Source organism: Pseudomonas sp. 10S5 (assembly GCF_035019745.1).
Classification (GTDB): domain Bacteria; phylum Pseudomonadota; class Gammaproteobacteria; order Pseudomonadales; family Pseudomonadaceae; genus Aquipseudomonas.
Genome location: NZ_JASJVL010000014.1, coordinates 66,852 through 90,835, shown reverse-complemented (window position 1 = coordinate 90,835; position 23,984 = coordinate 66,852). Strand labels below are relative to the sequence as shown.

Annotated in this window: 19 protein-coding genes; 7 read left to right on the top strand and 12 right to left on the bottom strand. The window is 53.6% G+C overall.

What is annotated here, in order from left to right; genetic code table 11:
- The 4 genes from QN378_RS16280 to gloB all read right to left on the bottom strand — a co-directional run bounded on the left by QN378_RS16280 (window position 1) and on the right by gloB (window position 6,264).
- Window positions 1-1,866, bottom strand: a complete 1,866-nt coding sequence (locus tag QN378_RS16280; RefSeq protein WP_322201870.1) for an extracellular solute-binding protein — start codon at window positions 1,864-1,866, stop codon at window positions 1-3.
- Window positions 1,863-3,692, bottom strand: coding sequence for an extracellular solute-binding protein (locus tag QN378_RS16275; RefSeq protein WP_323548299.1), 1,830 nt, complete (start codon window positions 3,690-3,692; stop codon window positions 1,863-1,865). The genes QN378_RS16280 and QN378_RS16275 overlap by 4 nt, the downstream gene beginning before the upstream one ends.
- Window positions 3,693-3,789: 97 nt before the next feature.
- Window positions 3,790-5,385, bottom strand: a complete 1,596-nt coding sequence (locus QN378_RS16270) for a LysM peptidoglycan-binding domain-containing protein (protein ID WP_322201873.1) — start codon at window positions 5,383-5,385, stop codon at window positions 3,790-3,792.
- Window positions 5,386-5,484: 99 nt separating this feature from the next.
- The gene (gene gloB, locus QN378_RS16265; RefSeq protein WP_322201874.1) at window positions 5,485-6,264 is read right to left on the bottom strand and encodes a hydroxyacylglutathione hydrolase; all 780 of its coding nucleotides are present in this window, start codon (window positions 6,262-6,264) and stop codon (window positions 5,485-5,487) included.
- Window positions 6,265-6,346: 82 nt separating this feature from the next.
- On the opposite strand from gloB, the gene QN378_RS16260 reads away from it, so the two are divergent.
- The 5 genes from QN378_RS16260 to QN378_RS16240 all read left to right on the top strand — a co-directional run bounded on the left by QN378_RS16260 (window position 6,347) and on the right by QN378_RS16240 (window position 10,351).
- Window positions 6,347-7,105 carry a methyltransferase domain-containing protein gene (locus QN378_RS16260; protein WP_323548301.1) on the top strand — a complete coding sequence of 253 codons (759 nt, stop codon included), beginning with the start codon at window positions 6,347-6,349 and terminating at the stop codon, window positions 7,103-7,105.
- 36 nt (window positions 7,106-7,141) lie between these two features.
- Window positions 7,142-7,609: a ribonuclease HI gene (gene rnhA / locus QN378_RS16255; RefSeq protein WP_322201878.1), complete on the top strand. Its 468-nt coding sequence runs from the start codon at window positions 7,142-7,144 to the stop codon at window positions 7,607-7,609.
- Window positions 7,610-7,872: 263 nt separating this feature from the next.
- Window positions 7,873-8,886 carry a zinc-dependent alcohol dehydrogenase family protein gene (locus QN378_RS16250; RefSeq protein WP_322201880.1) on the top strand — a complete coding sequence of 338 codons (1,014 nt, stop codon included), beginning with the start codon at window positions 7,873-7,875 and terminating at the stop codon, window positions 8,884-8,886.
- A 118-nt stretch (window positions 8,887-9,004) separates the two neighbouring features.
- The gene (gene dnaQ / locus QN378_RS16245; protein ID WP_322201882.1) at window positions 9,005-9,766 is read left to right on the top strand and encodes a DNA polymerase III subunit epsilon; all 762 of its coding nucleotides are present in this window, start codon (window positions 9,005-9,007) and stop codon (window positions 9,764-9,766) included.
- A 33-nt stretch (window positions 9,767-9,799) separates the two neighbouring features.
- Complete coding sequence (locus QN378_RS16240; protein WP_323548304.1) at window positions 9,800-10,351, top strand: GNAT family N-acetyltransferase; 552 nt, start codon at window positions 9,800-9,802, stop codon at window positions 10,349-10,351.
- A gap of 153 nt (window positions 10,352-10,504) precedes the next feature.
- On the opposite strand, the gene QN378_RS16235 is transcribed toward QN378_RS16240, so the two are convergent.
- Complete coding sequence (locus QN378_RS16235; RefSeq protein ID WP_322201886.1) at window positions 10,505-10,714, bottom strand: hypothetical protein; 210 nt, start codon at window positions 10,712-10,714, stop codon at window positions 10,505-10,507.
- 311 nt (window positions 10,715-11,025) lie between these two features.
- On the opposite strand from QN378_RS16235, the gene QN378_RS16230 reads away from it, so the two are divergent.
- Window positions 11,026-11,589 (top strand): NAD(P)H-dependent oxidoreductase, encoded by a 564-nt coding sequence (locus QN378_RS16230; protein WP_322201888.1) that lies wholly within the window; start codon window positions 11,026-11,028, stop codon window positions 11,587-11,589.
- Between the two features lie 137 nt (window positions 11,590-11,726).
- A complete protein-coding gene (locus QN378_RS16225; protein ID WP_323548307.1) occupies window positions 11,727-17,012 on the top strand; it encodes a dermonecrotic toxin domain-containing protein in 5,286 nt (1,761 codons plus the stop codon).
- 73 nt (window positions 17,013-17,085) lie between these two features.
- Here QN378_RS16225 and QN378_RS16220 read toward each other — a convergent pair whose 3' ends face one another.
- The 7 genes from QN378_RS16220 to cynS all read right to left on the bottom strand — a co-directional run bounded on the left by QN378_RS16220 (window position 17,086) and on the right by cynS (window position 23,950).
- Complete coding sequence (locus QN378_RS16220) at window positions 17,086-18,237, bottom strand: acyl-CoA dehydrogenase family protein (RefSeq protein ID WP_322201892.1); 1,152 nt, start codon at window positions 18,235-18,237, stop codon at window positions 17,086-17,088.
- A gap of 4 nt (window positions 18,238-18,241) precedes the next feature.
- Window positions 18,242-19,327, bottom strand: coding sequence for an enoyl-CoA hydratase/isomerase family protein (locus QN378_RS16215; RefSeq protein WP_322201895.1), 1,086 nt, complete (start codon window positions 19,325-19,327; stop codon window positions 18,242-18,244).
- A 108-nt stretch (window positions 19,328-19,435) separates the two neighbouring features.
- Window positions 19,436-20,017: a TetR family transcriptional regulator C-terminal domain-containing protein gene (locus QN378_RS16210; protein ID WP_322201897.1), complete on the bottom strand. Its 582-nt coding sequence runs from the start codon at window positions 20,015-20,017 to the stop codon at window positions 19,436-19,438.
- A 254-nt stretch (window positions 20,018-20,271) separates the two neighbouring features.
- Window positions 20,272-22,419 carry an ergothioneine biosynthesis protein EgtB gene (egtB, locus tag QN378_RS16205; protein ID WP_323548309.1) on the bottom strand — a complete coding sequence of 716 codons (2,148 nt, stop codon included), beginning with the start codon at window positions 22,417-22,419 and terminating at the stop codon, window positions 20,272-20,274.
- Between the two features lie 178 nt (window positions 22,420-22,597).
- Window positions 22,598-22,960 carry a DUF427 domain-containing protein gene (locus QN378_RS16200; protein ID WP_322201901.1) on the bottom strand — a complete coding sequence of 121 codons (363 nt, stop codon included), beginning with the start codon at window positions 22,958-22,960 and terminating at the stop codon, window positions 22,598-22,600.
- Window positions 22,961-23,078: 118 nt separating this feature from the next.
- A complete protein-coding gene (gene grxC, locus QN378_RS16195) occupies window positions 23,079-23,330 on the bottom strand; it encodes a glutaredoxin 3 (protein ID WP_322201903.1) in 252 nt (83 codons plus the stop codon).
- 149 nt (window positions 23,331-23,479) lie between these two features.
- Complete coding sequence (cynS, locus tag QN378_RS16190) at window positions 23,480-23,950, bottom strand: cyanase (RefSeq protein WP_322201905.1); 471 nt, start codon at window positions 23,948-23,950, stop codon at window positions 23,480-23,482.
- Window positions 23,951-23,984: the final 34 nt, after the last annotated feature.

Genomic DNA, 23,984 nt, shown 5'->3' with positions numbered 1-23,984 from the left:
TTATTGCTCCACGCTCGCCGGCTTGGCTTGCTCAGGGGTTCGGCCGGGGATGGGCGCGGGAATAGCTTGGGTGGCGTCGGGTTTTACCCACCAGGTCGAAGGTGCCACATTGTACAGTGCAGTGGTTTTCGGATGACCAATATGGTCCCAATAAGCCACGCGCCACGTTTTGATGTGCCAATTGGGAATCACGTAATAACCCCAAAGCAGCGCCCGGTCCAGGGCTCGCGCTTGGGTAACAAGGCTTTGCCGCGAATCGGCGTTGATCAGGCCCTCGACCAAGGTGTCGATGGCCGGGTCTTTGAGCCCCATGAAATTGCGGCTGCCTGGTTTGTCGGCGCTGGATGAATCCCAGTATTCTCGCTGTTCATTGCCTGGGGAACTCGATTGCGGAAAACCGCTCACGATCATATCGAAATCCCGCGAGCGCAGGCGGTTAACGTACTGCGAGACGTCGACCCGACGCAGAACGAAATCAATGCCTAGGTCGCTGAGATTGCGTTTGAACGGCAGCAATACCCGTTCGAACTCAGTCTGTGTCAGTAAGAATTCGATTTGAACCGGCTTGCCTTGGGCGTCAACCATCTTGTCGCCGGCGATGCGCCAACCGGCTTCCTGCAATAGCTGGAATGCCTGACGTTGTTGTGGGCGAATCATCCCGCTGCCATCGGTCACCGGCAGCTTGAATTCATCGGTGAATACCTTGGCCGGGATCTTGCCGCGCAGGGGCTCAAGAATCGCAAGTTCATCGTTAGACGGTAAGCCACGCGAGGCCATCTCGGAGTTGTCGAAATAGCTTTTGGTGCGGGTGTAGGCGCCATTGAAAAGCTGCTTGTTGGTCCATTCGAAATCCAACAGCAGGCTGAGCGCTTGACGTACCCGAGGGTCTTGGAAAATAGGGCGCCGCAAGTTGAATACAAAACCCTGCATGCCGGTAGGGTTGCCGTTGGGGATTTCTTCCTTGATCAGCCGACCGGCTTTGACCGCAGGAGTGTTGTAGGCCGTGGCCCAGTTCTTCGCGCTGATTTCTAGCCAATAGTCGAATTGTCCAGCCTTAAGCGCTTCCAAGGCAACGGTGTTATCCCGGTAAGAGTCGAAGGTCATAGTGTCGAAATTATAAAAGCCACTGTTGACTGGAAGGTCTTTGCCCCAGTAGTCCTTGACCCGCTCGTATCGAATCGAGCGCCCAGCCTCGACATCTGCGACCTTGTACGGCCCGCTGCCCAGCGGAATTTCCAGAGTACCCTTGCTGAAGTCGCGGTGTTCCCACCAGTGTTTGGGTAGAACCGGTATCTGGCCGAGAATCAATGGCAGCTCACGGTTGTTGGTATGTTTGAACGTGAACAACACGCGCAAAGGGTCTTCGGCAATCACCTGATCGACATCCGCGTAATAGCCGCGAAACATTGGCGCACCGCTTTTGATCAAGGTCTGAAAGCTGAAAACGACGTCTTCAGCACGTATTGGGTGGCCGTCGTGGAAATGCGCTTGCGGGCGTAGATAGAAGCGTACCCAGCTGTTGTCGGGGGCTTTTTCGATTTTGCTGGCAATCAATCCGTATTCTGTGAACGGTTCGTCCAGACCTTGACGAGCTAGGGTGTCGTAGATCATGCCGATGCTGTCGGCAGGCACCCCCTTGCTGATAAAAGGATTTAGGCTGTCGAAACCCCCGAATCCTGCCTGACGAAACGTGCCGCCCTTGGGTGCGTCTGGGTTGACGTAGTCGAAGTGCTTGAAGTTCGCGGGGTATTTCGGCGCCTCGTTATACAGGGTCACGGCGTGTTCGGGGGCGGCTTGGGTGATGCAGGCTAACCCCATCAGCACGATGCCACTGGCCTGCAACCGCAGGGAGCGCATGGCAGTCATTGAATCTTCTCCGAAGGCTTTAGCCACCACGCGCGCAAACCCAGAGTATAGGGCGGGGTGGTGACCATGACGAACCGGTTGCGGTACGCCAGGCGATGATAATCGAGGTACCAATTAGGGATACTGTAATACTGCCAGAGCAAAACCCGATCCAGCGCACGTGTGGCGGCAAGTTGTTGTTCGTGGGTTTGTGCAGTGATTAGGTGATTTAGAAAGCTGTCAACCACCGGGCTGGAAACGCCCGCGTAGTTCTTGCTGCCCTGGGTCGTCGCCTGACTGGAATGGAAATACTGCCACTGCTCTAGGCCTGGACTCAGGCTCTGATTGAGAGTCATGGAAATCATGTCGAAGTCGAATTGGTCCAGGCGTTGTTTATACTGGGCAGGATCTACCGTGCGCAGGCGGGCTTCTATACCTATGCGTGACAGATCTTCAACGTAGGGTTGCAAGATACGTTCTAGGTTTGGATTCACCAGCAGTATTTCGAAGCGCAACGGCTGTCCGTTGCGGTTCAGCAGGCGTTGGTCAGACAGCGTCCAGCCCGCTTCGGCCAATAGACCAAGAACCCGGCGTAAGGTTTCTCTGGGAATTGCGCCGCCGTCAGTCCTGGATACGCTGAATGGCTCGGTAAACAGCTTGGGTGGCAGCTGGTTGCGCCACGGCGCCAACATTAGCCATTCGCGCCCCTCAGGCAGGCCACTGGCAGTGAATTCGCTGTTGGGGTAGTAGCTTAATGAGTGCGTATAGGCGTCGCTGAACAGCGTTCGGTTAGTCCACTCAAAATTGAACATTAGGCTGAGTGCTTCTCGAATTTTTACGTCTACAAAGTTGCTACGCCGCGTGTTCATGAACAGCACTTGGCTTTGTGTCGCGATCTTGTGACGAATCTGCGCTTTAATCACATCGCCGCGTGCCATCGCTGGGAAGTTGTAGCCCGAAGCCCAGTTCTTGGCTTGATGCTCAATGTAGATATCAAATTCATTGGCTTTAAACGCTTCGAACGCGACGTCGCTATCGCGGTAGAACTCAACCTCCACGCGATTGAAGTTGTACTTGCCGCGGTTGACGGGCAAGTCCTTGCCCCACCACTCCTTGACTCGCTCGAAGACCAAGCGCCTGCCGGGCTGCACCTGGGTAATTCGATAAGGACCACTGCCCACAGGAGGTTCGAACGTAGTGGCCTTGAAGTCTCGGTTTTTCCAATAGTGTTGAGGCAGCACAGGCAGTTCGCCCAGACGCAAAATCAACAGCGGATTGCCGAAGCGCTTGAACACAAAGCGAATCCGGTGTCTGCCAAGGATGTCTACCCGTGCCACTTCCTGCAGGCTGGTGCGGTATTGCGGGTGGCCTTCTTTGAGCAATATCCGATAGGAGAATGCGACGTCGTAAGCGGTGATTGGCTTGCCATCGTTAAACCGGGCCTGCGGGCGGAGGTTAAAAACCACCCAGCTGCGGTCTTCGCTGTACTCAACCGTTTGCGCGATTAAACCGTAGCTGGAGGTTGGTTCATCGCCGGAAGGGTCATATTGGCCGGTGCCGACCATCAGTGGTTCGTTGAGTTCGTTGACGCCGTATTGCAGTAGATTCGGCGTCGAAACCGGGCTGCTACCCTTGAAGGTGTAAGGGTTAAGCGTATCGAACGTGCCAAACGCCATGAGCCGCAAGGTGCCACCTTTTGGCGCCTCGGGATTGACCCAGTCGAAGTGAGTAAAACTAGCTGGGTACTTGAGTACACCGAACTGCGCATAGCCATGGCTTTCGCTGATGGTTGCGGCTACGGGAAAACTCGACACCAGGCTGACAAATAACAGGAGGAAACGTATCAAGTCTGGCATCCGACTTAGGCAGCTTAGACTGCTGGGTCGGTACAGTAACAGCTTGTATCGGCTGGAAAAAGACGTGAGCCTGTTCGGCAGGTCGAACTCAATCGTTTCTAAACACCGTCAAGGTCTCGCCAGGCTTCAACGCCATACCGCTGCGTGGATTCCAGCGTTTGAGGTGCTGCATTTCAACGTTGAAACGCTTGGCCACCAAGTACATCGAGTCGCCTTTTCGGATCGTGTATTGGGTAGTCGATTTTCTGCTGGTTTTGGATTTTGCACTGGCGACAGAGGTTGATCGGGTTTTGGTTTTTTTGCCAACACCTTGCATGACCAGCATCTGCCCGATTTTCAAATGCTGGCCGGAGAGGCCGTTCCAGTGCTGCAACTCTTTGACTTCGACCTTATGCGCTTTAGCGATGGTCGCCAAACTGTCGCCTTTTTTAACCTGGTAGCTGCGGTTCGTAGATGAGGCGTCACGGCTGGCTATTTCCTTGAACGCAGGTCCTGCGGGGGGCATGCCGGGGATAGTTGGAATGCTTAACGTTTGGCCCGCGTGTACACCTTTTGAGGACAGTTTATTCACGTCCCTAATGGTGTTGACCGACACCCGATAGCGGCTAGCCAAGCTTGCCAACGTATCGCCACGGCGCACCTTATATTGCTGCCAGTCCACCAACTCCTGCGGTTTCATATTCGACAAGCTGGCGGTCAATAACTGCGCCTTGGCCGTTGGCACCAGCAGTTGCTGGGGGCCGTCGATGGTCATGCGCTTTTTGAAGGCAGGGTTGAGCTGGAATAGTTCGTCTTCGTCGATATCGGCCATCGCGGCCACTTTTGACAAGTCCATCGTCCGATTAAGCTCGACGACCTTAAAATACGGCACGTTAGCAATTGGATTCAGATTGACGCCATAGGCTTCTGGCGCCATGACTACTTGCGAAAGTGCTAAGAACTTAGGCACGTAATCCTGGGTTTCCTGCGGCAATGACAGGTTCCAGTAGTCAGTGGGCAAGCCGAGCTTCTGGTTGCGCTCAATTGCGCGGCTGACTGTGCCTTCGCCAGCGTTGTACGCTGCCAAGGCTAGCAGCCAGTCGCCGTTGAACATGTCATGCAGACGCGTCAGGTAGTCCAGTGCCGCGATAGTTGACGCCGTGATGTCGCGGCGACCGTCATAAAAGCTCGTCTGACGCAAATTGAAGTAACGTCCGGTGGAAGGAATGAATTGCCACAAACCAACAGCATCGCTGCGCGAATACGCCATGGGGTTGTACGCGCTTTCAATCACCGGGAGCAGTGCTAATTCAAGTGGCATGTTGCGTTCTGCGAGGCGCTCTACGATGTAATGCATATAGAGACTGCCACGCTCGCCCGCCGCTTCCAAAAACGCCGGATTGTTAGCAAACCAGAGACGTTGTTGGTCTATGCGCGGGTTTTGGCCGTTGCCTTCTTGCAGTTGGAACCCCTGACGCATTCGCTCCCAAACATCCTGTGGCGCAAGCGGCGTCGGTTTTTCACTTAGGAAAATCGGTTTTTGCTTGAATTCTGTCGCCAGGCTAGCTGCTCGATGGCTGCTGACGGGCTGAATACTGCTCGTGGTCTGGCAGCCCGCCAGTGTGGCACTCAGGACTACAGCTATAGCCTGGGCTAACCGAGTCAATGCGTCTGAATTGATGGTTGTGCGTATGGATGACGACATTGGCTGGGGGGGTGTTCCAAGCGAAAATGTCGGGCGATTCTAGGAACCGCTTGGCCAATGGTCAACCTTTCAGAATTTTTGTACCGATAAAGGTCGCAATTAGAACTTATCTTTCCACGCGCGCAGGCTAGCAAAAATAGCTGTGGACGACCGATTGTCGGTGCCGGTCCGTTCGTCTGCTTTTTCTTTGACAGCGATTTCGTGGGTTCGAATAAACGGGTTGGTGCGTCGTTCCAACGCTAGATTGGAGGGCAAGCTGATGCGATTTTCACTGCGCCAGTGACTGACTTGAATGAAGCGTTCAGCGATATCGAGGTTGGCTGGCTCTACTGCTTGAGCGAAGCGAAGGTTACTGAGCGTATATTCGTGTGTGCAGTAAATTAGGGTGCTATCGGGTAGCCCTGCGAGGCGACTGAGCGAATCATGCATTTGCGCTGGCGTCCCCTCGAACAGGCGGCCACATCCCGCAGCGAATAAGGTATCGCCGCAGAACAATAGGGGGGCCTGCGGATCGTCATGGTAGAAGGCTATGTGGCCCAAAGTATGACCAGGTACTGCAAAGACGTCGAAACCCAGACCGAGAACGGTAATCGAATCGTTATCGTTGAGCGCGATGTCTCGCGCCGGGATTTTCTCCGCTGCAGGGCCGAGCACTCGGGCGCCGGTGACGGTTTTTAGCTGTTCGACCCCGCCTACATGGTCATCGTGGTGATGGGTGACCAGGATGTCGCTGAGCTGCCAGTCAGGGTGCTGTTTCAACCATGCTAAAACCGGTTCGGCATCGCCGGGATCGACCACGGCGCAGCGTTTGCTGGAAGCGTCTTGTAACAACCAAATATAGTTGTCAGTAAAAGCGGGTAGGGCATCAATTTGTATCATGGCTCAGTTCGCTAAGCAGGAAACAATGGTGCATCTTAGGGTTTGTTGAGGCGCTAAGCGAGCGCCCACTTGGAGATCACAGATGACTGATGAAGCTTTCGCCCAGGCTGATCCTGAATGGCTTGCTTTGATCAGCTCGGCCCGCGAATGGTTGTCTGAGCCGCTAGGGCAATTGTTGCTGGAGGAAGAGCGGAGGGTTCTCGAAGATGAGTTGGGCCGTTACTTTGGGGGCTACCTGGTCCATTACGGACCTTCCGCCGACGCGCCGCCGCAAGCCAAACAGGTTCAGCGTAACGTGCGCCTTGGCGCGCCGTTGCCCGGTGTTGAAATTGTCTGTGAAGAGCAAGCCTGGCCGCTTAGTGAGCATGCGGCTGACGTTGTGGTTTTGCAGCATGGCCTGGATTTCTGCCTATCGCCTCATGGCTTGTTACGTGAAGCAGCGGCGAGTGTTCGCCCCGGCGGCCATTTACTTATCATAGGAATCAACCCATGGAGTGCCTGGGGACTGCGACATTTTTTTGCCCATGACGCGCTACGCAAAGCCCGTTGTATTTCTCCTTCACGGGTCGCGGACTGGTTGAACCTGCTGGGCTTCGCGCTGGAGAAACGACGCTTCGGGTGCTATCGTCCGCCGCTTGCATCGACCGCTTGGCAAGCGCGACTGGCCGGGCTTGAGCGCCTCGGCGATAGTTGGCAAAGTCCGGGGGGCGGCTTCTACCTATTGGTGGCACGCAAAATAGTGGTTGGCCTGCGCCCAGTACGCCAAGTCCAGCGCCAGCCCATGGGCAAGCTCCTGCCATTGCCGATGGCAAAGGTCAATCGACGCAATTCGCAACCCTAAAAGCCTGATGGCCATATTTTTAAGATGGGAAGTTTGATGGAACAGGTTGTCGCGAACGAACGCGTTGAAATTTTTACCGATGGCGCCTGCAAGGGTAACCCTGGTCCCGGTGGCTGGGGAGCGCTATTGGTGTGCAAAGGCGTGGAAAAAGAGCTTTGGGGTGGCGAAGCCAATACCACCAACAATCGCATGGAATTAACGGCGGCCATCCGTGGACTGGAAGAGCTTAAGCGTCAGTGTGACGTGCTGGTGGTGACCGACTCCGAGTACGTCATGAAGGGCATGAAGGAGTGGCTGGTTAACTGGAAAAAGCGCGGCTGGAAAACGGCAGCCAAGCAGCCAGTAAAAAATGCTGATTTGTGGCAATTGTTAGATGAACAAGTCAATCGCCATACCGTGACCTGGAAATGGGTACGCGGTCATACCGGGCATGACGGCAATGAGCGCGCAGACCAATTGGCAAATCGTGGGGTTGATGAGATCAGAGGAGTGAAGCAGGGCTAAGGGCTTTCGGGCGCTAGTAGCACTTATTGTATAAATCCGGCGTCGCTCGGGGGATTTCGCGCGGGGCTCCCATGTCCCGTTCCCCCGCAGGATAGAATTCATCGCGAAGCTCCATGCCCCTCCCTAATCTCCCCACATTCAAAGCCTAAAGTTCCGTCTATTCCCATCAACAGCAGGCATTGCGACTATTGATACGCGTCAATGGCCCCTATTGCCTGGGCTGGATAGAGTCTTCACCCATAGCTCACGCCATGAGGTGTCAAATGCAACACTCGATTCGTCCCGAATCCAAAGACACCGCCGGAACAGTCGAATCCCAAGACCGTTTCGTCGGTCAACTTACTGCCCACCAAGTACTGATACGGATTGAATCCATCGGCATCAGCCCCTATGACGCCTTATGGCGCCTGAACCCGATTGCAGCTCAAACGCAATTGCCCCAAGGGCTAGGGAAAGAAATTGCGGGCATTGTAATCGCGGTTGGCAATGAGGTTACTGACGTGTCTCGCGGTGACAAAGTTGCGACCTATTCCTGCGAAGGAGATTACACAGATACCTTGAGCGGCAAGTACCTGGCATTGCCACGTTCGGCACTAACGGTCTACCCCGATGTATTGACCGCGGCCCAAGCCAGTGTTCATTACACATCATTGCTACTGGCGTATTTTGCTTACATCGACTTGGCCAAGGTCAGCTCGGGGCAGACTGTACTGATCACCGACGCAAGCCAGTGCGCTGGTCCTGCTTTTTTGCAATTGGGTAAAGCGCTTGGCCTGAACGTTATTGCGGCCGCCAAGAACAGCGTCGACAAGCAGCGCTTACTCGACCTGGGCGCGAAGATAGTCGTGTTGACGCAAGAGCATGATTTGATTCATCGGGTGAACAAATTGACAGGTGGTAAAGGGGTCGATGCCATATTCGACGGTTTGGGCGGTTCACAGATGAATCTGTTGGTGGATGCCCTTGCTCCACGGGGTAGCGTGGTCCTTTATGGTCTGAAAAGTGGCAATCAGACTCCGTTCCCGGCTCAAGAGGCATTCCAAAAGAACATCAAGTTTTTCGTACATTGCCTGAGTAACTTCACTGGCAAAGCCGAATTGGGCGTTGAGCCCAATCACGACGCGGTGTGTAAGGCGTTAGACGTCATCAACAAGCTTACGGCGCAAGGCCTGTTAACGTCGCAAGTCGATAAAGTATTTCCGCTGGAGAAAGCCCTGTCAGCACAGCGCTACATGGAGGAGTTTGAGGTCATCGGCAGGGTGGTGTTGAGGCCGTGATGTTCAAGTGTTGAATTCTGCGTCACCCCTGGGTCGCCATGCGACCGCTATTTGGCGCGGCGGTGTGTGCTAAAATTCTGCCCCTGTGCGGTGTTGAAGCGTTGAGAATTCACAATTTATGGTGCTTAGATCTGTTGTACTCGATACCGAAACCACTGGTATGCCCGTTACTGACGGGCATCGGGTGATTGAGATTGGCTGTGTTGAACTGATCGGCCGACGCCTGACCGGGCGGCACTTTCACGTGTATTTGCAACCGGACCGCGAAAGCGATGAAGGGGCCGTTGGCGTTCACGGTATCACCACCGAATTTCTGATTGGTAAGCCGCGCTTCAACGAAGTCGCTGAAGAGTTTTTCGAATTTATCAAGGGTGCTCAGTTGATCATCCACAACGCCGCGTTCGACGTTGGGTTCATCAATAATGAATTTGCGCTACTAGGTCAGCGAGACAAGGCTGATCTCACTCAGCATTGCACTATTCTCGACACGCTAGCGATGGCCCGTGAACGCCATCCTGGCCAACGTAATAGCCTTGATGCGTTGTGCAAGCGATACGGCGTAGATAATTCGGGCCGAGAATTACATGGCGCTTTGCTCGATGCCGAGATTCTGGCGGACGTTTACCTGACGATGACCGGCGGTCAGACCAGCTTGTCCCTTGCGGGCAACGCAACTGACGGCAATGGTTCAGGCGAAGGGTCTGGCAATACCGCCACAGAGATCCGTCGCTTGCCCAGTGATCGACGGCCTTCGCGCGTGATTCTGGCCAGCGACAGCGATATCGCTGAGCACGATATACGAATGGCTGCCATTGCTAAGTCTGCCGGAGCGCCCGCGCTATGGGTTCAATTGCTTGAGGCGCAAGCGACGATTCATTAGCCGCAGTTTTTATCAACCTCAGTCAGAGGTGCAATGACCGAAACTAACCCTGCACTGTCTATTCGCGTTGCGGATGAGTGCTTTGAGGATTACATCCTCAACAGTGAGTTCACCTTTACCGTCAGCGGCTACGCGCTTGCTCAGATTGGGCAGCGCGTCGAGCGCTGGGAGGTCGAACCGGTCTCGCCTTACCTCAAGAATTATGGGATAGACGCCCAAGAGTTCGATTGCTATCGGCATGGCCCTGAAAATACCGTATTGGTGGCTTGGTTAGGGGAGCAGGCAGTTGGCCATATGGTGCTCAGTACTCACTGGAACGGTTTTGCTCATGTCGATGAATTGGCAGTCGATGCGTCTGCCCGACGTACTGGCGTCGCCCGGTCGTTGCTTGAAGTCGCGCAATTCTGGAGTCGCAAGCGTAACTTGCCGGGCATCATGCTTGAAACACAAAACAACAACTTGGCCGCGTGCAAGCTTTATGAGCGTTGCGGATACACAGTGGGCGGAATTGACCACCTGCTTTACCGTGCCATTGATCCTGACACCCGGGAAACCGCGATTTTCTGGTATTTGATTTTTGAGTAATCGCAAGGCAATCAAAAACAAAGCCCGGTGTTGTGGATCACCTGAACTGCCGCTTGGCGTCGTTCCTTATTTTTCCGCATAAAAGCGAAAATGAAAGCAGAGCTTTTAAGCGGCGCGCAGGGAATCAGATCACAGCGTAATTGATAACCTGAATCAGGTGCGGGTCATTTTTACTTTGGACTGGAGCAATTCGAAGTCGTCCCCACCCAAGTGGGTAACTCGATCACCAATGGCCAAACGATATGTTGTGACTGGCTCCTTGCCGCTCGCCGCATCCGGCAGTGATTCCTGGAATTCATGCACCGAATAGACACGGCCTTCCGCGTCCCTTGCATGAAATTGTCCAACGAGAACTGAAGCCATTTGCTTTGTAACCTCTGAGATAACCGCTCAATTGCGCTGACATGCTAACACTGCGCGAAGACAGTCTACGCCCGCTTGTAAGGTAAGTCTGAAAGAACAAGCTCAGTGACTGCCTACTTGTCGATCAGACCGTCATTTGATCAGCGAGTTTTCTAAATCGAAAAAAATAGTCAGGGGATTAATTACTGCATCAAAAGACGTTTTTGCAGGGATATTCTGCGCGGTGTCGCAGCGCTCGGCATTGAAAACCAGACGAAGTGTGCTGCGTCATCTATAACTGAACCACCTCTAACCGATATGTGGAGATTTCCATGAGCCCGGTCTACAAAATTGCAGTCCTCGTGGGCAGCCTGAGAAGAGACTCGATCAACCGTAAGGTCGCACTTGCGCTGACCGAGTTGGCGCCGCAAGGCCTTGAACTGAAGATCATCGAGATAGGAAACTTGCCTTTATATAACGAAGACATCGATGCAGGTGATCCCCCGGCTGCTTATGTGACGTTTCGCCAGCAACTAATGGCGGCAGATGGGTTTCTGTTCGTAACCCCAGAATACAATCGCTCCGTGCCGGGAGTTTTGAAGAACGCCATTGACGTGGGCTCGCGTCCGTATGGCCAAAGCGCTTGGGGGGGCGCCAAACCCGGCGCGGTTGTTAGTGCGTCGCCGGGTGGTATTGGTGGATTCGGCGCCAATCATCATTTGCGTCAGTCACTGGTGTTCCTCAACGTACCGTGTATGCAGCAACCAGAAGCGTATTTGGGCAATGCCGGCAGCTTTTTCAACGAAGCGGGCACGTTGTCTGAAAATATCAAACCCTTCCTGCAAACCTTTATCGACGCATTTGCAGCCTGGGTAGTGGTGCATAAAAAGATGTGATTTTTAACGACTATGAATCGGGCGGTTAGCTTTATGTAACGCAGGCAATAGCGTCAGCCACGGTAAGTTTCTTCTTCACGTCTAGCCGCTTGCGGGGTCCACTTCCCGAGAAGCGGCGTCCACGAAGGAAGCTTGTCATGTCGTCCCGTTCAATCCTGGCCTCTAACCCCTCAGATTCACGCCCTTACTTTCATACCGAATCACTCAAGCAGCGATTCACTCAAGATGTCATGGATGCGCTTGTTGCCGAGCGCATTGATGAGGCCGAGGCCTCATGGTTACTAACGTTAGTGAACCCTCGCCCCACGCACCAAGGCTGGAATCCGCCGCGTTTGGACAGCCTGATAAAAACCGGCGGTTTACCCTCCAATCTTGAGCTGGCTGCTGCAGTGCAGATCAGCTATCCATCTGGTTACACCATCGTTTATCTGAACACCTTGTTGTATGGCCTAGAGCGATTCGATGATCGCGAGCAACTGCTAGCCACTTTATTACAACGTTTCGGTTCGAGAACCGATGAGGTGCCAACCTTTGAAGATGCCGTCATTGAGCGGCCGTTGTTCGAACACAGAATGTTCGAAATCATCGATCACCAAGTTGAAAAAATCGAAGAGCTCGCCCAGCATTTGGGGCAGTTGCCTTCGCTGCATGCGGCATTGAAGCACGGCTTGCAACAAGCGTTCGTGACGGCAATGCCCGACATGGTTATTGATCCATCGACCCATCTTTTACAGATAGTGCAGGCCCCCGCGTCGGCGAAATCGGAACAATACATCGCTGGGGAGCAAAACCTCATGGCAGCGGTGCTGGATGATTTCTGTGGTGTTCCATTGCTCAATGGCAGCGAGCGACGTTATATCGATTTGGTTGGTAAAACCCTTGATGACGTTCAAGCACAACCGTTCCGGCAAGCATTGGTCAATACGATCCAGGGGCTGTCGGCAACGTTCGAAACTCAATTAGGTAAATTTTGGTGGTCGCCCGTTGGTAAGGGCCAGACGCGTCGTGAATATGTTGCTGACGCTCTGGCGGATGCTTTTCGTCAACAGCTGTATGCGCGCAGGCACGATGCATTTCTAAGCGCTCATGATTTTCGGCGAATCAGCATGCTCCTTGATCCGCATCTAATACATTGGGGCGATGGCGGACCCATATCAGTCGTAAAGCTTGCGTTTTCAGACGGTAACCAACGACGTTCAACGCTTGCCGGCGTGTTTGTGCTTGAGTCCGTCGTGCCTTCACTGCCGGAGTTAATTGTGTATTCGGCGGAAAAAGGATTGCGTCGGTTCCGTGATCGACTCGAACTCTGGAACCATTTTTCAACCCCCCAGGGGTGTGCTGAGCTGCTGAAGTATCTGCCGTTGCAAGACCATGCCTGGGTCAACGCCAAGCAGCGTTGGGCGTTGGAATTTGACGTCATTGATAGGGGCGAGCCGTTTTGGGCTTTCGTCGATTCGATCATCTCTCTGCAAAACAGTAATTTATTGTATGCACTTAAGCAGCCTCGGCTAAACCCCAGCCAAATCGTAGTGATGATCGACGATGCGTTGGACGTTCGTCATCTGATCGATCAGCGTCTGATCCGACTGGGAAGTCGTGATCGGTGGCATGAGGGACCGGCTACTTTCGATGAAACCTGGCGAACAACGCTATCTTCGCTACCCGCAGCCGCGGCTTCTGATGCAGGGGGGAGTGAGGCCGTTTCAAGTATGTCGTCATGGATAGAGCTGATACGGCTGCTCGACGACGGTACCGCACGAATGTGGAAAGCGCAGCCCAAGGTTGCAGAGTGTGCCAGGGCAGTATTGAACAAGCAGTTGGCTGTAATAGGCGAAGGTCATCTGGATGCTGGCAATGTCCAGGTGCAGTTGCTGGAACCGCAGCGGGTGTCGACGATGAATACCACCCCGCCGAGCCAGACTAATGTCGACCTTGTTACGTTACTGCTTGAGCGTGCCAGTGGACATCGCCGCGTCGATATTTCCGCCCACAGTCAGATTCTGATCACGCCGGAAACCTTGGTGCCGCCCGACAACGTTGTTCGGCTGACACCCCAGTTACTCAATTATGTGCTTGATCGCGCCAAGTCACAGCTTTTACCTGCTCTGACTTATCAGACTCAACAATTCGATGCACAGTACCTTCGCCGCGGTGACCGCGAACTGTTTCCCGCTGGGCTCTCTCGTCATATTTGGAGTGTCTTGTTACGTACTGAGCTGGATCTGGCCAGGCGTCTGGACACCTCTGATGTAGACGTTTGTGACGCCTTCGAGCAAGCGCTGAACTTTCCCGTGCGCAGTTTGCGCGGTACGTTCGGGAACGATGCCGTCGAAGTTCACAGCGTGTGGTTGACCTATAAACAGAACGTTCCTGCGGTGCAAATGACCAATGTTTTCGTGGTGCAACAGCCTCTGCGCACGAACAGTAAGCTGCTGTTCTGGGCACCTTCTCAGGGAATGCGTGTGCTCGACTCTGTTGCAGCACTTAAACTGGCTTTGATTGCTAGCCTCAGAAGTTGTGAGCAACGTGAGGATTGGCTGGATTTTTTTCCTGAGCTGGAGAAAAGGACTGTTCGCAAACAACTTGAGCTTCCCGAGGAGGCTCTGCTTTCAATTGATCTGCGTCAGATCGATGGGGATTTTATTACTCACCTGCAAACGGTTGAACTCAATCGCCGAGTTCAAGGCGTGGCGCACGCCTTTCAATTTGGTTCGCGGTGCGGGGTCGACGCAAAACTGTTCGGCAACCTCATCGCCGCCGCTCAGGCTGAAGAGTTGACAGGTGTAGCGTATGAACTCTTATCGGCGAGAATTCAGAGTGTGTTATTTGGAGCACGTTTGCCCGCCTGGTTAAAAAATGCCTCGGCGCAGGACTTGGATAAGTATGCAGAAGTGCTAATGGATTTCGCTCAGATCAGTATCTCGGAACATGGCTTTTTATTCGGTATTCCATACCTGAACGGGTTCGCTCGCGAACAAGTCATCAAGCAGTTGCAGGCCGATTTCCCCGATCAGTCATTCGATCCCAATCTTTTGCAAGTTACCCTCACGCGGTATGTCGGCGCTCCAACGGGTCCGGGTCAGACGCCGTCTTTTCTCCCGGCAGCAACGGACACCAAAACTGAAAGTTTGACTGCCTTTGCGTTGAATCATTTTGCATACGTGCAGGGTGCAACGCTGAGCCTAAGTTCCACTCAAAATGATCAGGCCTCTACACTGTTGACCCCTACTTATCTTAGAACGTTGATACGCACATTAGATGTAGGGGCCAAATTTCAACAATTACTGGCGCAAAAACTCGACAGCAGCGGGCTGGATTACCCTATCCGCAAAGCGCTTTTTCTCAAACAGTGGCCTGCGATGATGATCGAATTGGCATTCCAAAAAAAACTAGAGGGTCCACTCACTTCTCGCGCTTATGACTACATTGAAGCCTTGATGAATATGCCCGATCACCTTGCACAGCAGCCGGTACATGGGGAGGCAATAGCCCTGTATCCGTTGCAGCTGATAGCTAAAGCCGGGGCTGTGGTAGATACAATTCCAGGGTTTTATGTCATTGCTCCAAAGGACCCAGCCATAGGGCCGGTCATTCTCTATTCGGTTTTGAATTCGCAGTTTTGCTTTAAGGAATACGTTGACCGCGACAGTTTGTTAAACGACATCCGAAAATCAAGCAACTTGCAATCACAGGTGATGCAGCGTGTTTCAGCTGACGCGCAGGCGCGTTATGGGCATCACAGCTTCAACCTGCCCCCGCTCTGGAGTGTCGAATTTTACGTAGACTTTCCAATGTTTTCGTTAGGCCCAGTGGCGCTCAACTACGAACCCATACAAGGCAATATTCTGACGTATCTGTTTGAAGACACCGTGGGATTACTCAAGCAAGTTGCAAAACAACAGACGGTAACCACAGCACAGGCTGATTGGGAATCGTTCACCTACCTAATGACGCTCGGTGTCGAGCAGATGCTGATTTTCTTACCGGGTGAGCTCGGTGAGATGATAGCTGCCTGGCAAAGTCTCTTGTTTTTGGAGTCATCGGCGGCCTCGGTTGCGAGTCAAAATTGGGGTCAGGCATTGGGCGAATTCACCGTTGCCTTGTCGATTTTGGCGCTGACAAAGCAGTCTGTGGCAGAAGCGGCAGAGTTCAAGCGTCCTGTGACTTTTCGGTTAAGCAGGTTGGTTTCTCTGCCTGAATATTCATGGCAAAACACCCAGTTACCTGCGCAAGTAAAACGACGGTTACAGGCATTCGAAGCGTCGGAGATCGCACTCGGTGATTTGTTGAAGGATGAACTGCTCAACGTCTATCAGGCCCCGATGACGCTTAAAAGTTACGCGGCAGTGGCTGGCAAGGTTTACGAGGTACACAGGGACGGAGATGTCTGGCACATCATCAAAGGTGACAAAGTTGGTCCAAACCTCCGGCTTAATCAGGACCTGAAATGGGAGCTTAATATCCATTGGGGGCTAAAAGGAGGGGGAGGCAACCTGACTCGCATAAAGTCTCCCACCGGATTTACGGTCGATCAGGTTAACAGTTTGGTCGATGAGGAGTTTTCCGTACTGGCAACCGGAATGCCTCAGATACGGCAGTCGTATCGAGAACGCGCGCGACAGATTGGTCGCGCCCATTTACAAGCTAAACGCTACGTTGAAACGTGTTTGGATAATCTGAGCATACCTGGAACTGGCCTGACGCTGCATCCGAAGACGAATCAAATCCTCACTGTTTTTTTTGGTGTGCAAACACCCAGCGCAGAGCTGGTAGGCGCAATCAAAAAATCGGTGACGGGGTTGTTTAATTCAGTGATGGACGCATCGCTAGCCCCTTACTCGTCTCCCCGGTTTGTCATTGGATTGAATCGGATAGGAAATGAAACCACCGTTGCGTTCACGCTTAAACAAGATCCACTTCTTCGTATCTACCTGAGTGAGCTGTTCTTTCGGCCGCCACTTTATCAACTCAAGACTCCGGTTTTTGGAAGTCCCAGCTTCGAGTTGACCACTCATTCCCGAGCAGCCACGGTCATCCATGAGCTTTCTCACCTGAGTAACGATACGTTCGATATTGCGTATTTGGAGTCCACGGCGCCTTTCCTTGACTTGATGGCCGACGACACGCCCACCCTCGTTCAACTCAAGGCGGACGTGGAAGAAATGCAGCAACGTTTCCTTTCGCATCAGACGCCTATTATTCAGTTGTTCAAGCATTTTAAAAATGGTCGATGGGAAGACCTCAATGACGACCCAGGGGAGGGCAAAGTGTTCATTTTGGGTGTGACCGGAAAGGAGAACCTGGTAGAAGCTCGAGTGGAGTTTCTGGCCAACGACGAAATGCGTGGGAAGATTTTGCTGAACAATGCTGACTCGTTGACGCTGTTGATCATGCTGCTGGGCCGGGACAGTTTTATGCCCTGATGCACGTGCCTACACCCAGATGAAACCTCGTTGAAACACGAGCCGCTTTTAAGCGGCTCGACCGTCTGGGATCTCAGAGGGAGTAGTGACGCAACTCACGGGCAATCACGAGTCGTTGGATTTCGCTGGATCCTTCGTATATCTGCGTAATTCGTGCATCACGGTAGTAGCGCTCCACCGGATAATCTTCCAGGTAGCCGTAACCGCCATGGATCTGCACGGCTTTGGAACAGACTTTCTCGGCCATTTCCGAAGCAAACAGTTTGGCTTGGGACGCTTCTGATAAGCAGGGTTTTCCGGCAGTGCGCAGGCGCGCTGCGTGCAAGATCAGCAAGCGTGACGCGTTCAATTGGGTATGCATATCGGCGAGCATATTGGCGATGCTTTGATGCTCGATAATCGGCTTGTCGAATTGCACCCGCTCGCGTGCATAGGCCAATGCGGCTTCAAACGCGGCACGGGCGATGCCCAATGCCTGGGCGGCGATGCCAATGCGCCCACCTTCAAGGTTGGACAGGGCAATGCTCAGTCCTTTACCGCGCTCGCCGAGCAAGTTGGCAGCGGGAATCCTGCAGTCATTCAACGTGACGGCGCAGGTGTCGGACGCGCGAATGCCCATTTTGTGTTCGGTACGATTAACAATAAATCCAGGTGTGTCGGTGGGCACCAGAAACGCCGACAGGCCTTTCTTGCCCAACTCCGGGTCAGTCACCGCAAACACAATGGCCAGCTTGGCACGCTTGCCATTGCTGACGAACTGTTTGGCCCCGTTGATGACCCAGTGGCCCTCGTGCAGTTCGGCGCGGGTGCGCAGGTTATGCGCTTCAGAACCAGCCTGCGGTTCGGTCAGGCAGAAACAACCAATCGCCTGACCGCTGGTCAATGCCGGTAACCAAGTCTGTTTTTGGGCCTCAGTGCCGTAGTTGAGCACGGGGCCACATCCCACTGAATTATGGATGCTCATCAATGCGCCAGTGGCGCCGTCGCCCGCAGAAATTTCCTCTACGGCCAGCGCATAGGCTACGTAATCGAGGTACGTGCCGCCCCATGCTTCGGGAACCACCATTCCCAGCAAGCCCAATTCACCCATAGTGGCAACCAACTTATCGTCGATCCAGCCGGCTTTCTCCCACGCTTGGGCGTGGGGCGCGATTTCATTGCGGGCAAAGTCGCGCGCCATGTCGCGAATCATCACTTGCTCTTCGGTCAGCTCAAGATCGTGCATCGCGTCAGTCCCCTTGTTCGATGAAGAAGCGTTCGACGTGCTTGGCAGTCAATGCCTGCAAGGTGGGCGGGTTCCACTTCGGTTGTTTGTCCTTGTCGATGATCATCGCGCGCACGCCCTCAATCAGGTCGCCATGTTCGAACCACAAACTGTCCAGATGCAATTCCATTTCAAAACACGCTTCCAGTGGCAGACGACGTCCGCGACGCAGCAGTGCCAGCGTTACCGCCATCGCCAACGGTGATCGGCTTTTCATTAAATTGGCGGTTTGTAAAGCCCACGCGTGACTATTGGCCACGGTGACTTCGCGTAACTGCTCGACAATGCTCGGAATATCGGGCAGGCCAAAAAAGTGATCGATAACGGGGCGCAGCTTTTGCAGTGGCGCATCAGGCAACTGCTGCACTGCCATTTTTGCCAGCAGGCTTTGCAAGTCTTTGAGGGCATTGCCGCTCCATGGCAGGCGGTCCAGCTCCTTGTCCAGTCGCGGCAATAATTCGCTGTCCACCTGCCAGTCAGCCAGCCCGCAGTACAGCGCATCCGCTGCGCTGATTTGTACTCCGGTTACGCCGAGATAGATGCCCAATTCACCCGGTAGGCGAGGGAGAAAATAACTGCCGCCTACGTCCGGAAAATTACCGATTGATACCTGTGGCATCGCCAATCGGCTGCGCTCGGTGACCACTCGCAGATCGGCGCTCTGGGCCAAGCCTAATCCACCGCCCAAAACATAGCCGTCCATGAGCGCAAGCACTGGTTTGCGGTAATGATGAAGCGTCAAGGCGAGGGCGTATTCTTCGAAGAAAAAGTCCAAATGAACCGTTAGACCATTCTTATAGCTGTCGTACAGCGAACGAACATCGCCACCTGTGCAAAACGCCTTGTTGCCGCAGCCGCGCAACACGACAGCGACGATTTGCTCATCTAGGACCCATTGATCGAGTTGCACTTGCAGCGTGCGAACCATTTTCAGGTTGATGGCGTTCATGCCAGCGGGCCGATTGAGGGTCAAATGACCGATCTGATTTCTGACGCTGACCAATACGGCGTCGGGGTCGTGAATCAGGGGTAATAAAATCTCGCTGCTCATTCACTGTATACCTGCATCTTTATTGTTCTGGTTCTCGCAGGGGGCGAGAAACACTGGCCGGATCCTGCCAGTGCGGTATGGCGGGCCGAGTTCGAGAGCAGGATCAGCTCAATGCAGCAGATTATTAAACAGAATATCAATAAGGCTTTTTAGCGGCTCGGTGCTGCGCTGAGCCTTTCCTATCAACACTGCACCTTGCAGGGAAGAAACAATGAATAACGCGGTATGTTCGCACTCGAACCCATCATGCAACTCCCCGGCGGCCACCGCTTGCTTAAGGCAGTCAGCGATGTTGTCCTGCAACGAAGCGAATATTTCTACCAGCCGATTACGGATGATGTCGCTATGTTCACTGGTTTCAGCGGCGAGGTTACCGTATAGGCATCCCATTTTAAGGCAACCGTTTTCAAGCGTTTGTTGATGAAAATCAAAAAAACTACGCAACCGTGCCAAGGGTAAAAGCGAGGCGTTGCGCAAGGTCCGATCAAGCACCACATGCGTGTTCACGGCATAAAGATCGAGAATCTCCAGACCAAAAAGCTCTTTGGAGATGAAGTGGTTGGTAAATGAACCTTGAGGTACGCCCGCCGCTTGCACAATGTCCCGCACGCTAGCGCCAGCGAATCCGCGTTCATGTACGACCTTAAGGCCTTCGGTCAGTAATTTGTCGCGATGTGTTGGTTTAGCCATGGCTCGATAATCTGCTCATACACCGTTGCAATCCATTCATGGGCTGGAGAATAGATTACCCACTGTAAACGGTGGAGCCCCCAGATACTAATGCCGATAGGATCGGAACACTGGCCTATATTTTGTCGAAAAGCTGGCTCGGCTACACAGTCTTCTTCAGGGCGCCAACTTGGCGAAGAGTTTCACGCGACGCGTGTCAGATGCGCAGCCTCTTCAAAAAAGTTGGCTTCTACAGAAGAATAGAGACTCGAGTGTTACGCTTTCAAACTGAATAACGCCACCTGCGGCTCATCACTCACCCAGAAGTCATCCACTGACCAACCTGCGCTTGCGGCGAGGGCGGTAAACGATTCGACGGTAAATTTGTGGGAGTTCTCAGTGTGCAGGCGCTCTCCAGCGGCGAAGTGGAAGGTATGCCCAGCAACTTTGACCACTTGTTCATTCTGGCTGACCAGATGCATCTCCATGCGCTCGTCGACTTCGTTCCACAGTGCCAAGTGCTCAAATGCGTCAACGTTAAAGTTGCCGTCGAGTTCACGGTTGATGCGGGTCAACAGGTTTTTGTTGAAACGGCCTGTGACTCCCTCGGCATCGTCATACGCGGCCACCAAGATATCGGCGTTCTTGACCAAATCTACACCGACAATGAAGTGTGCCCCTTTACCCAGCAGCGCATGGGCAGAGCGCAGAAACGTCACTGCCTGTGGGTGAGTAAAGTTGCCGATGGTTGAGCCGGGGAAGAACCCCACGCAGGTATGCCCAACGACCTCAGCAGGAAGTTGCATCGCTCGACTAAAATCATCGATTTGTGGAGCTACGTTCAGTGCGGGGTAGTTCTTTTTCAACAGTGCCGCAGCTTTCTTCAAAGCGTTGGCGCTGATGTCGATGGGCACGTAAACAGCGATTTGTGGCGCCGAATCGAGCAAAAGCCGGGTTTTTTCACTGGCACCGCTGCCAAATTCTACTAATGCCGCACCCGCTGGAATCAGTGCAGCGATCTGCTGCGCGACGTTGGCCAGAAGGCCCGTTTCGGCCCGAGTCGGGTAATATTCGGCGGTCTGGCAAATGGCTTCAAATAGTTCTGAGCCTGCCGCGTCATAGAAATATTTTGGCGAAAGATTTTTCACGGGAGCCGACAATCCGGTTACTACGTCGCGGGCAAACTCGCTGTCGTGACTGTTGACTACCCCAGGTTGGCGCTTATCGCGGGCCAGGCGCAGGCCGGAAAACATCCAGCGCTTGTCCGGGCCGAAAAAATTGCGGTATGTGGTGCGGCAATGGCCCGGGGTGGTAATGCTGGCACCGCCGCGCAATACCATTACATTCACCATGAATTTGCCGTTGTATTCACCCACTGCGCTGTCAGCTGGCCGGAACCCTGGATAGGCGCTGTATGCGCTTTGCGTCCATTGCCATGCCACATCGTCGACTTGCTCCAGCAAGCCAGCTTCAGCGGCAGCTTCCCATTCAGCTTCGGTAGGAAGGCGCGCATCTGCCCAATGGGCGAAAGCCGCCGCTTCGTAATAGCTGATACTAATCACCGGGGCCGCAGGGTCAATTGCTTCCAGCCCGCGCAAGGTCATGTGCTTCCAACCCTGTTCATCGTGCTGCCAATACACCGGCGAGTTCCAGCCCTCGGACTGAACCGTTGCCCAACCGTCTGACAGCCAAAGCCCGACCTTGCTGTAACCGCCGTCTGCCATGAACGCTAGCCATTCGCCGTTAGTCACCAATCGATCACTGATTTCGAACGACTGGAGGAACGTGGTGTGTCGCGGGCCCTCATTGTCGAATGCGAACCCTTTGCCCTTATGGCCGATTTCAGTCAAGCCGCCTTTAAGGGGTTTGAACTGACCACGACGCCCAGACACATCTTTCGCCCAGCGCGGGTCATAAGCGGGTTTGAGCGAAGAAACGCTGAACAGGTGCAGGATGTCCATAAGCAACAGTTCTTGATGCTGCTCTTCGTGAGACAGGCCTAACTCGATCAAGTCCGACATCGATTTATTCAGCGGTGACTGCAACAGGATGCACATGTGTGCGTCGACGTACTTGCGGTAGTCCACTATCTGATCCACGGTTGGACGTGTCATCAACCCACGGTGGGGGCGCGGCTGGCGCGGGCCAATGGCTTCGTAATACGAGTTGAACAGGTACGCGAACGTCGGGTCGAAGGGGCGGTAGTCCGCCATGTTTTCACGCAGTAGGAAGGTTTCAAAAAACCAGCTGGTATGAGCAATGTGCCATTTGGCGGGGCTTGCGTCCGGCATAGACTGAACGACCATGTCCTCGGCGCTGAGCGGTTCGATCAGGCTCTCGGTCCTGCATCGAGTGGTCAGATAGCGCTTGAGTAATGCGTTACTGTCGGGGGCGTCGCGTAGCTCGCTTGAGGTGCTGGTCATCAGGTTTTTCTCTCCGGTGAATCCGTCTTTCAGCGAGTCTGCTGATCCTTTGCCATTTCCAAAGGATGCAGGGCCTATTACGTTCTATTCATGACCGGGTCGAGGCGGAGTACCTATGCACCCCGTCCCGGCCCGAAAAGCGATAACGCGTTACGGCTCAAAAGCGTTTGGTTTTACCTTACGCGGCGTCTACCTCGAAGGTTACCTTGTCGGTGTAAAAGGCTACGTGTTCCTTTATTTCAGCCACCGATGGAAAGGGCTCATCATAGGTCCACACTGCGTTTAGAGCCGTTTTGCCGTCAGCGTTCAGGCTGTAGTAATGAGCTTCACCTTTGTATGGGCAATGGGTTTGATGTTCGGTGCGTGTGTAACGTTCAGCCCGAATATCGGATCGAGGAATATAAAAAACCGCTGGGTAATTAGCTTCTTGGAGTTTCACGGCGTTTTCGGTCTGCGCAACGACTACATCTTGGAACTTGACCGTGACACGCCCCTTAACAGGAGAGAGGGTAATAGGGTGATCGGGACCGGGAGTTTTCATGGGGATCTGACCTTATCAATGGGATGGCTTGGAAAAGCGTAGACGATCACTGCACAAGATATGGACGATCGTATTTTGATACCAAGCTGCCAAACGCCTGAGCGCTGGTTAAACGGTTTCAGGCCAGCAGGACCATTAGTCCACCTTGACGATCCAACGCGGCCAGATCATCGAAGCCGCCGATGTGATGATCGCCGATGAAAATCTGCGGCACACTGCGGCGGCCGCTCAGAGCCGTCATTTCCTTGCGTCGGACGGAATCGAATTCGATATTAAACTCCTGTACCTCCACGCCCTTGCTGGCAAGCAAGGATTTAGCGTTCCGGCAGTAGGGGCAGGTGCTAGTCGTATACATAGTCACGGTAGTCATGAAACGAACCTCTCGGAATCAAAAAGTCAGGCGCGGAGCTCCAGAATCAATTCATGATAGAGCGGTTAGCTCTGTTCTCGGGTGCAAAGGCTCGCTGGTTTGCGACAGATCGTCTAAATCGTGAGTTTCTCAGACGTTAGCGCCCGTTATCAGAACGGGCGTAAAGGCAGAAATTTTCCGTCAAGCGTGATGACCGCGCGGGAACCGCCTTCAGGGTCTTCAACTTTTTTTATGTCCAGTTTGAAGTTGATCGCGCTGATGATGCCGTCGCCGAATTGTTCATGAACCAGCGCTTTTAATGTGGTGCCGTAGATTTGAATCATTTCATAAAAGCGGTAGATGGTCGGGTCGGTTGGAACGCCGCCAGCAATGCTGCCCCGCAACGGAATAATTTGCAGACGAGCAATGGCGTCATCATCAAGGCCCAAGCGTGCCCCGACTATTTTTGCAGCGTCTTCTGGCAATGGATGTTGGCCCAGGATTGCTGCCGTGACGTAAGCCAAACTCAGGCCAGTGCCGTCGGTAAGGTCCTGCCATGACAGATTTTTGCGAGCTTTTATCGCCAGGATGTCTGTTGTCAGGGCCAACGTTGGGTCTTGATACGCATGTGACTGTTGCATGGGAATAACTCCGTTAGCGTTAAGGTACGCAGTA

What these genes read in the sequence shown, in the direction of transcription:
- QN378_RS16280 (WP_322201870.1), bottom strand. Translation starts at nt 1,866, where the DNA reads ATGACTGCCATGCGCTCCCTGCGGTTGCAGGCCAGTGGCATCGTGCTG.
- QN378_RS16270 (WP_322201873.1), bottom strand. Translation starts at nt 5,385, where the DNA reads ATGTCGTCATCCATACGCACAACCATCAATTCAGACGCATTGACTCGG.
- gloB (WP_322201874.1), bottom strand. Translation starts at nt 6,264, where the DNA reads ATGATACAAATTGATGCCCTACCCGCTTTTACTGACAACTATATTTGG.
- QN378_RS16260 (WP_323548301.1), top strand. Translation starts at nt 6,347, where the DNA reads ATGACTGATGAAGCTTTCGCCCAGGCTGATCCTGAATGGCTTGCTTTG.
- rnhA (WP_322201878.1), top strand. Translation starts at nt 7,142, where the DNA reads ATGGAACAGGTTGTCGCGAACGAACGCGTTGAAATTTTTACCGATGGC.
- QN378_RS16250 (WP_322201880.1), top strand. Translation starts at nt 7,873, where the DNA reads ATGCAACACTCGATTCGTCCCGAATCCAAAGACACCGCCGGAACAGTC.
- dnaQ (WP_322201882.1), top strand. Translation starts at nt 9,005, where the DNA reads ATGGTGCTTAGATCTGTTGTACTCGATACCGAAACCACTGGTATGCCC.
- QN378_RS16240 (WP_323548304.1), top strand. Translation starts at nt 9,800, where the DNA reads ATGACCGAAACTAACCCTGCACTGTCTATTCGCGTTGCGGATGAGTGC.
- QN378_RS16235 (WP_322201886.1), bottom strand. Translation starts at nt 10,714, where the DNA reads ATGGCTTCAGTTCTCGTTGGACAATTTCATGCAAGGGACGCGGAAGGC.
- QN378_RS16230 (WP_322201888.1), top strand. Translation starts at nt 11,026, where the DNA reads ATGAGCCCGGTCTACAAAATTGCAGTCCTCGTGGGCAGCCTGAGAAGA.
- QN378_RS16225 (WP_323548307.1), top strand. Translation starts at nt 11,727, where the DNA reads ATGTCGTCCCGTTCAATCCTGGCCTCTAACCCCTCAGATTCACGCCCT.
- QN378_RS16220 (WP_322201892.1), bottom strand. Translation starts at nt 18,237, where the DNA reads ATGCACGATCTTGAGCTGACCGAAGAGCAAGTGATGATTCGCGACATG.
- QN378_RS16215 (WP_322201895.1), bottom strand. Translation starts at nt 19,327, where the DNA reads ATGAGCAGCGAGATTTTATTACCCCTGATTCACGACCCCGACGCCGTA.
- QN378_RS16210 (WP_322201897.1), bottom strand. Translation starts at nt 20,017, where the DNA reads ATGGCTAAACCAACACATCGCGACAAATTACTGACCGAAGGCCTTAAG.
- egtB (WP_323548309.1), bottom strand. Translation starts at nt 22,419, where the DNA reads ATGACCAGCACCTCAAGCGAGCTACGCGACGCCCCCGACAGTAACGCA.
- QN378_RS16200 (WP_322201901.1), bottom strand. Translation starts at nt 22,960, where the DNA reads ATGAAAACTCCCGGTCCCGATCACCCTATTACCCTCTCTCCTGTTAAG.
- grxC (WP_322201903.1), bottom strand. Translation starts at nt 23,330, where the DNA reads ATGACTACCGTGACTATGTATACGACTAGCACCTGCCCCTACTGCCGG.
- cynS (WP_322201905.1), bottom strand. Translation starts at nt 23,950, where the DNA reads ATGCAACAGTCACATGCGTATCAAGACCCAACGTTGGCCCTGACAACA.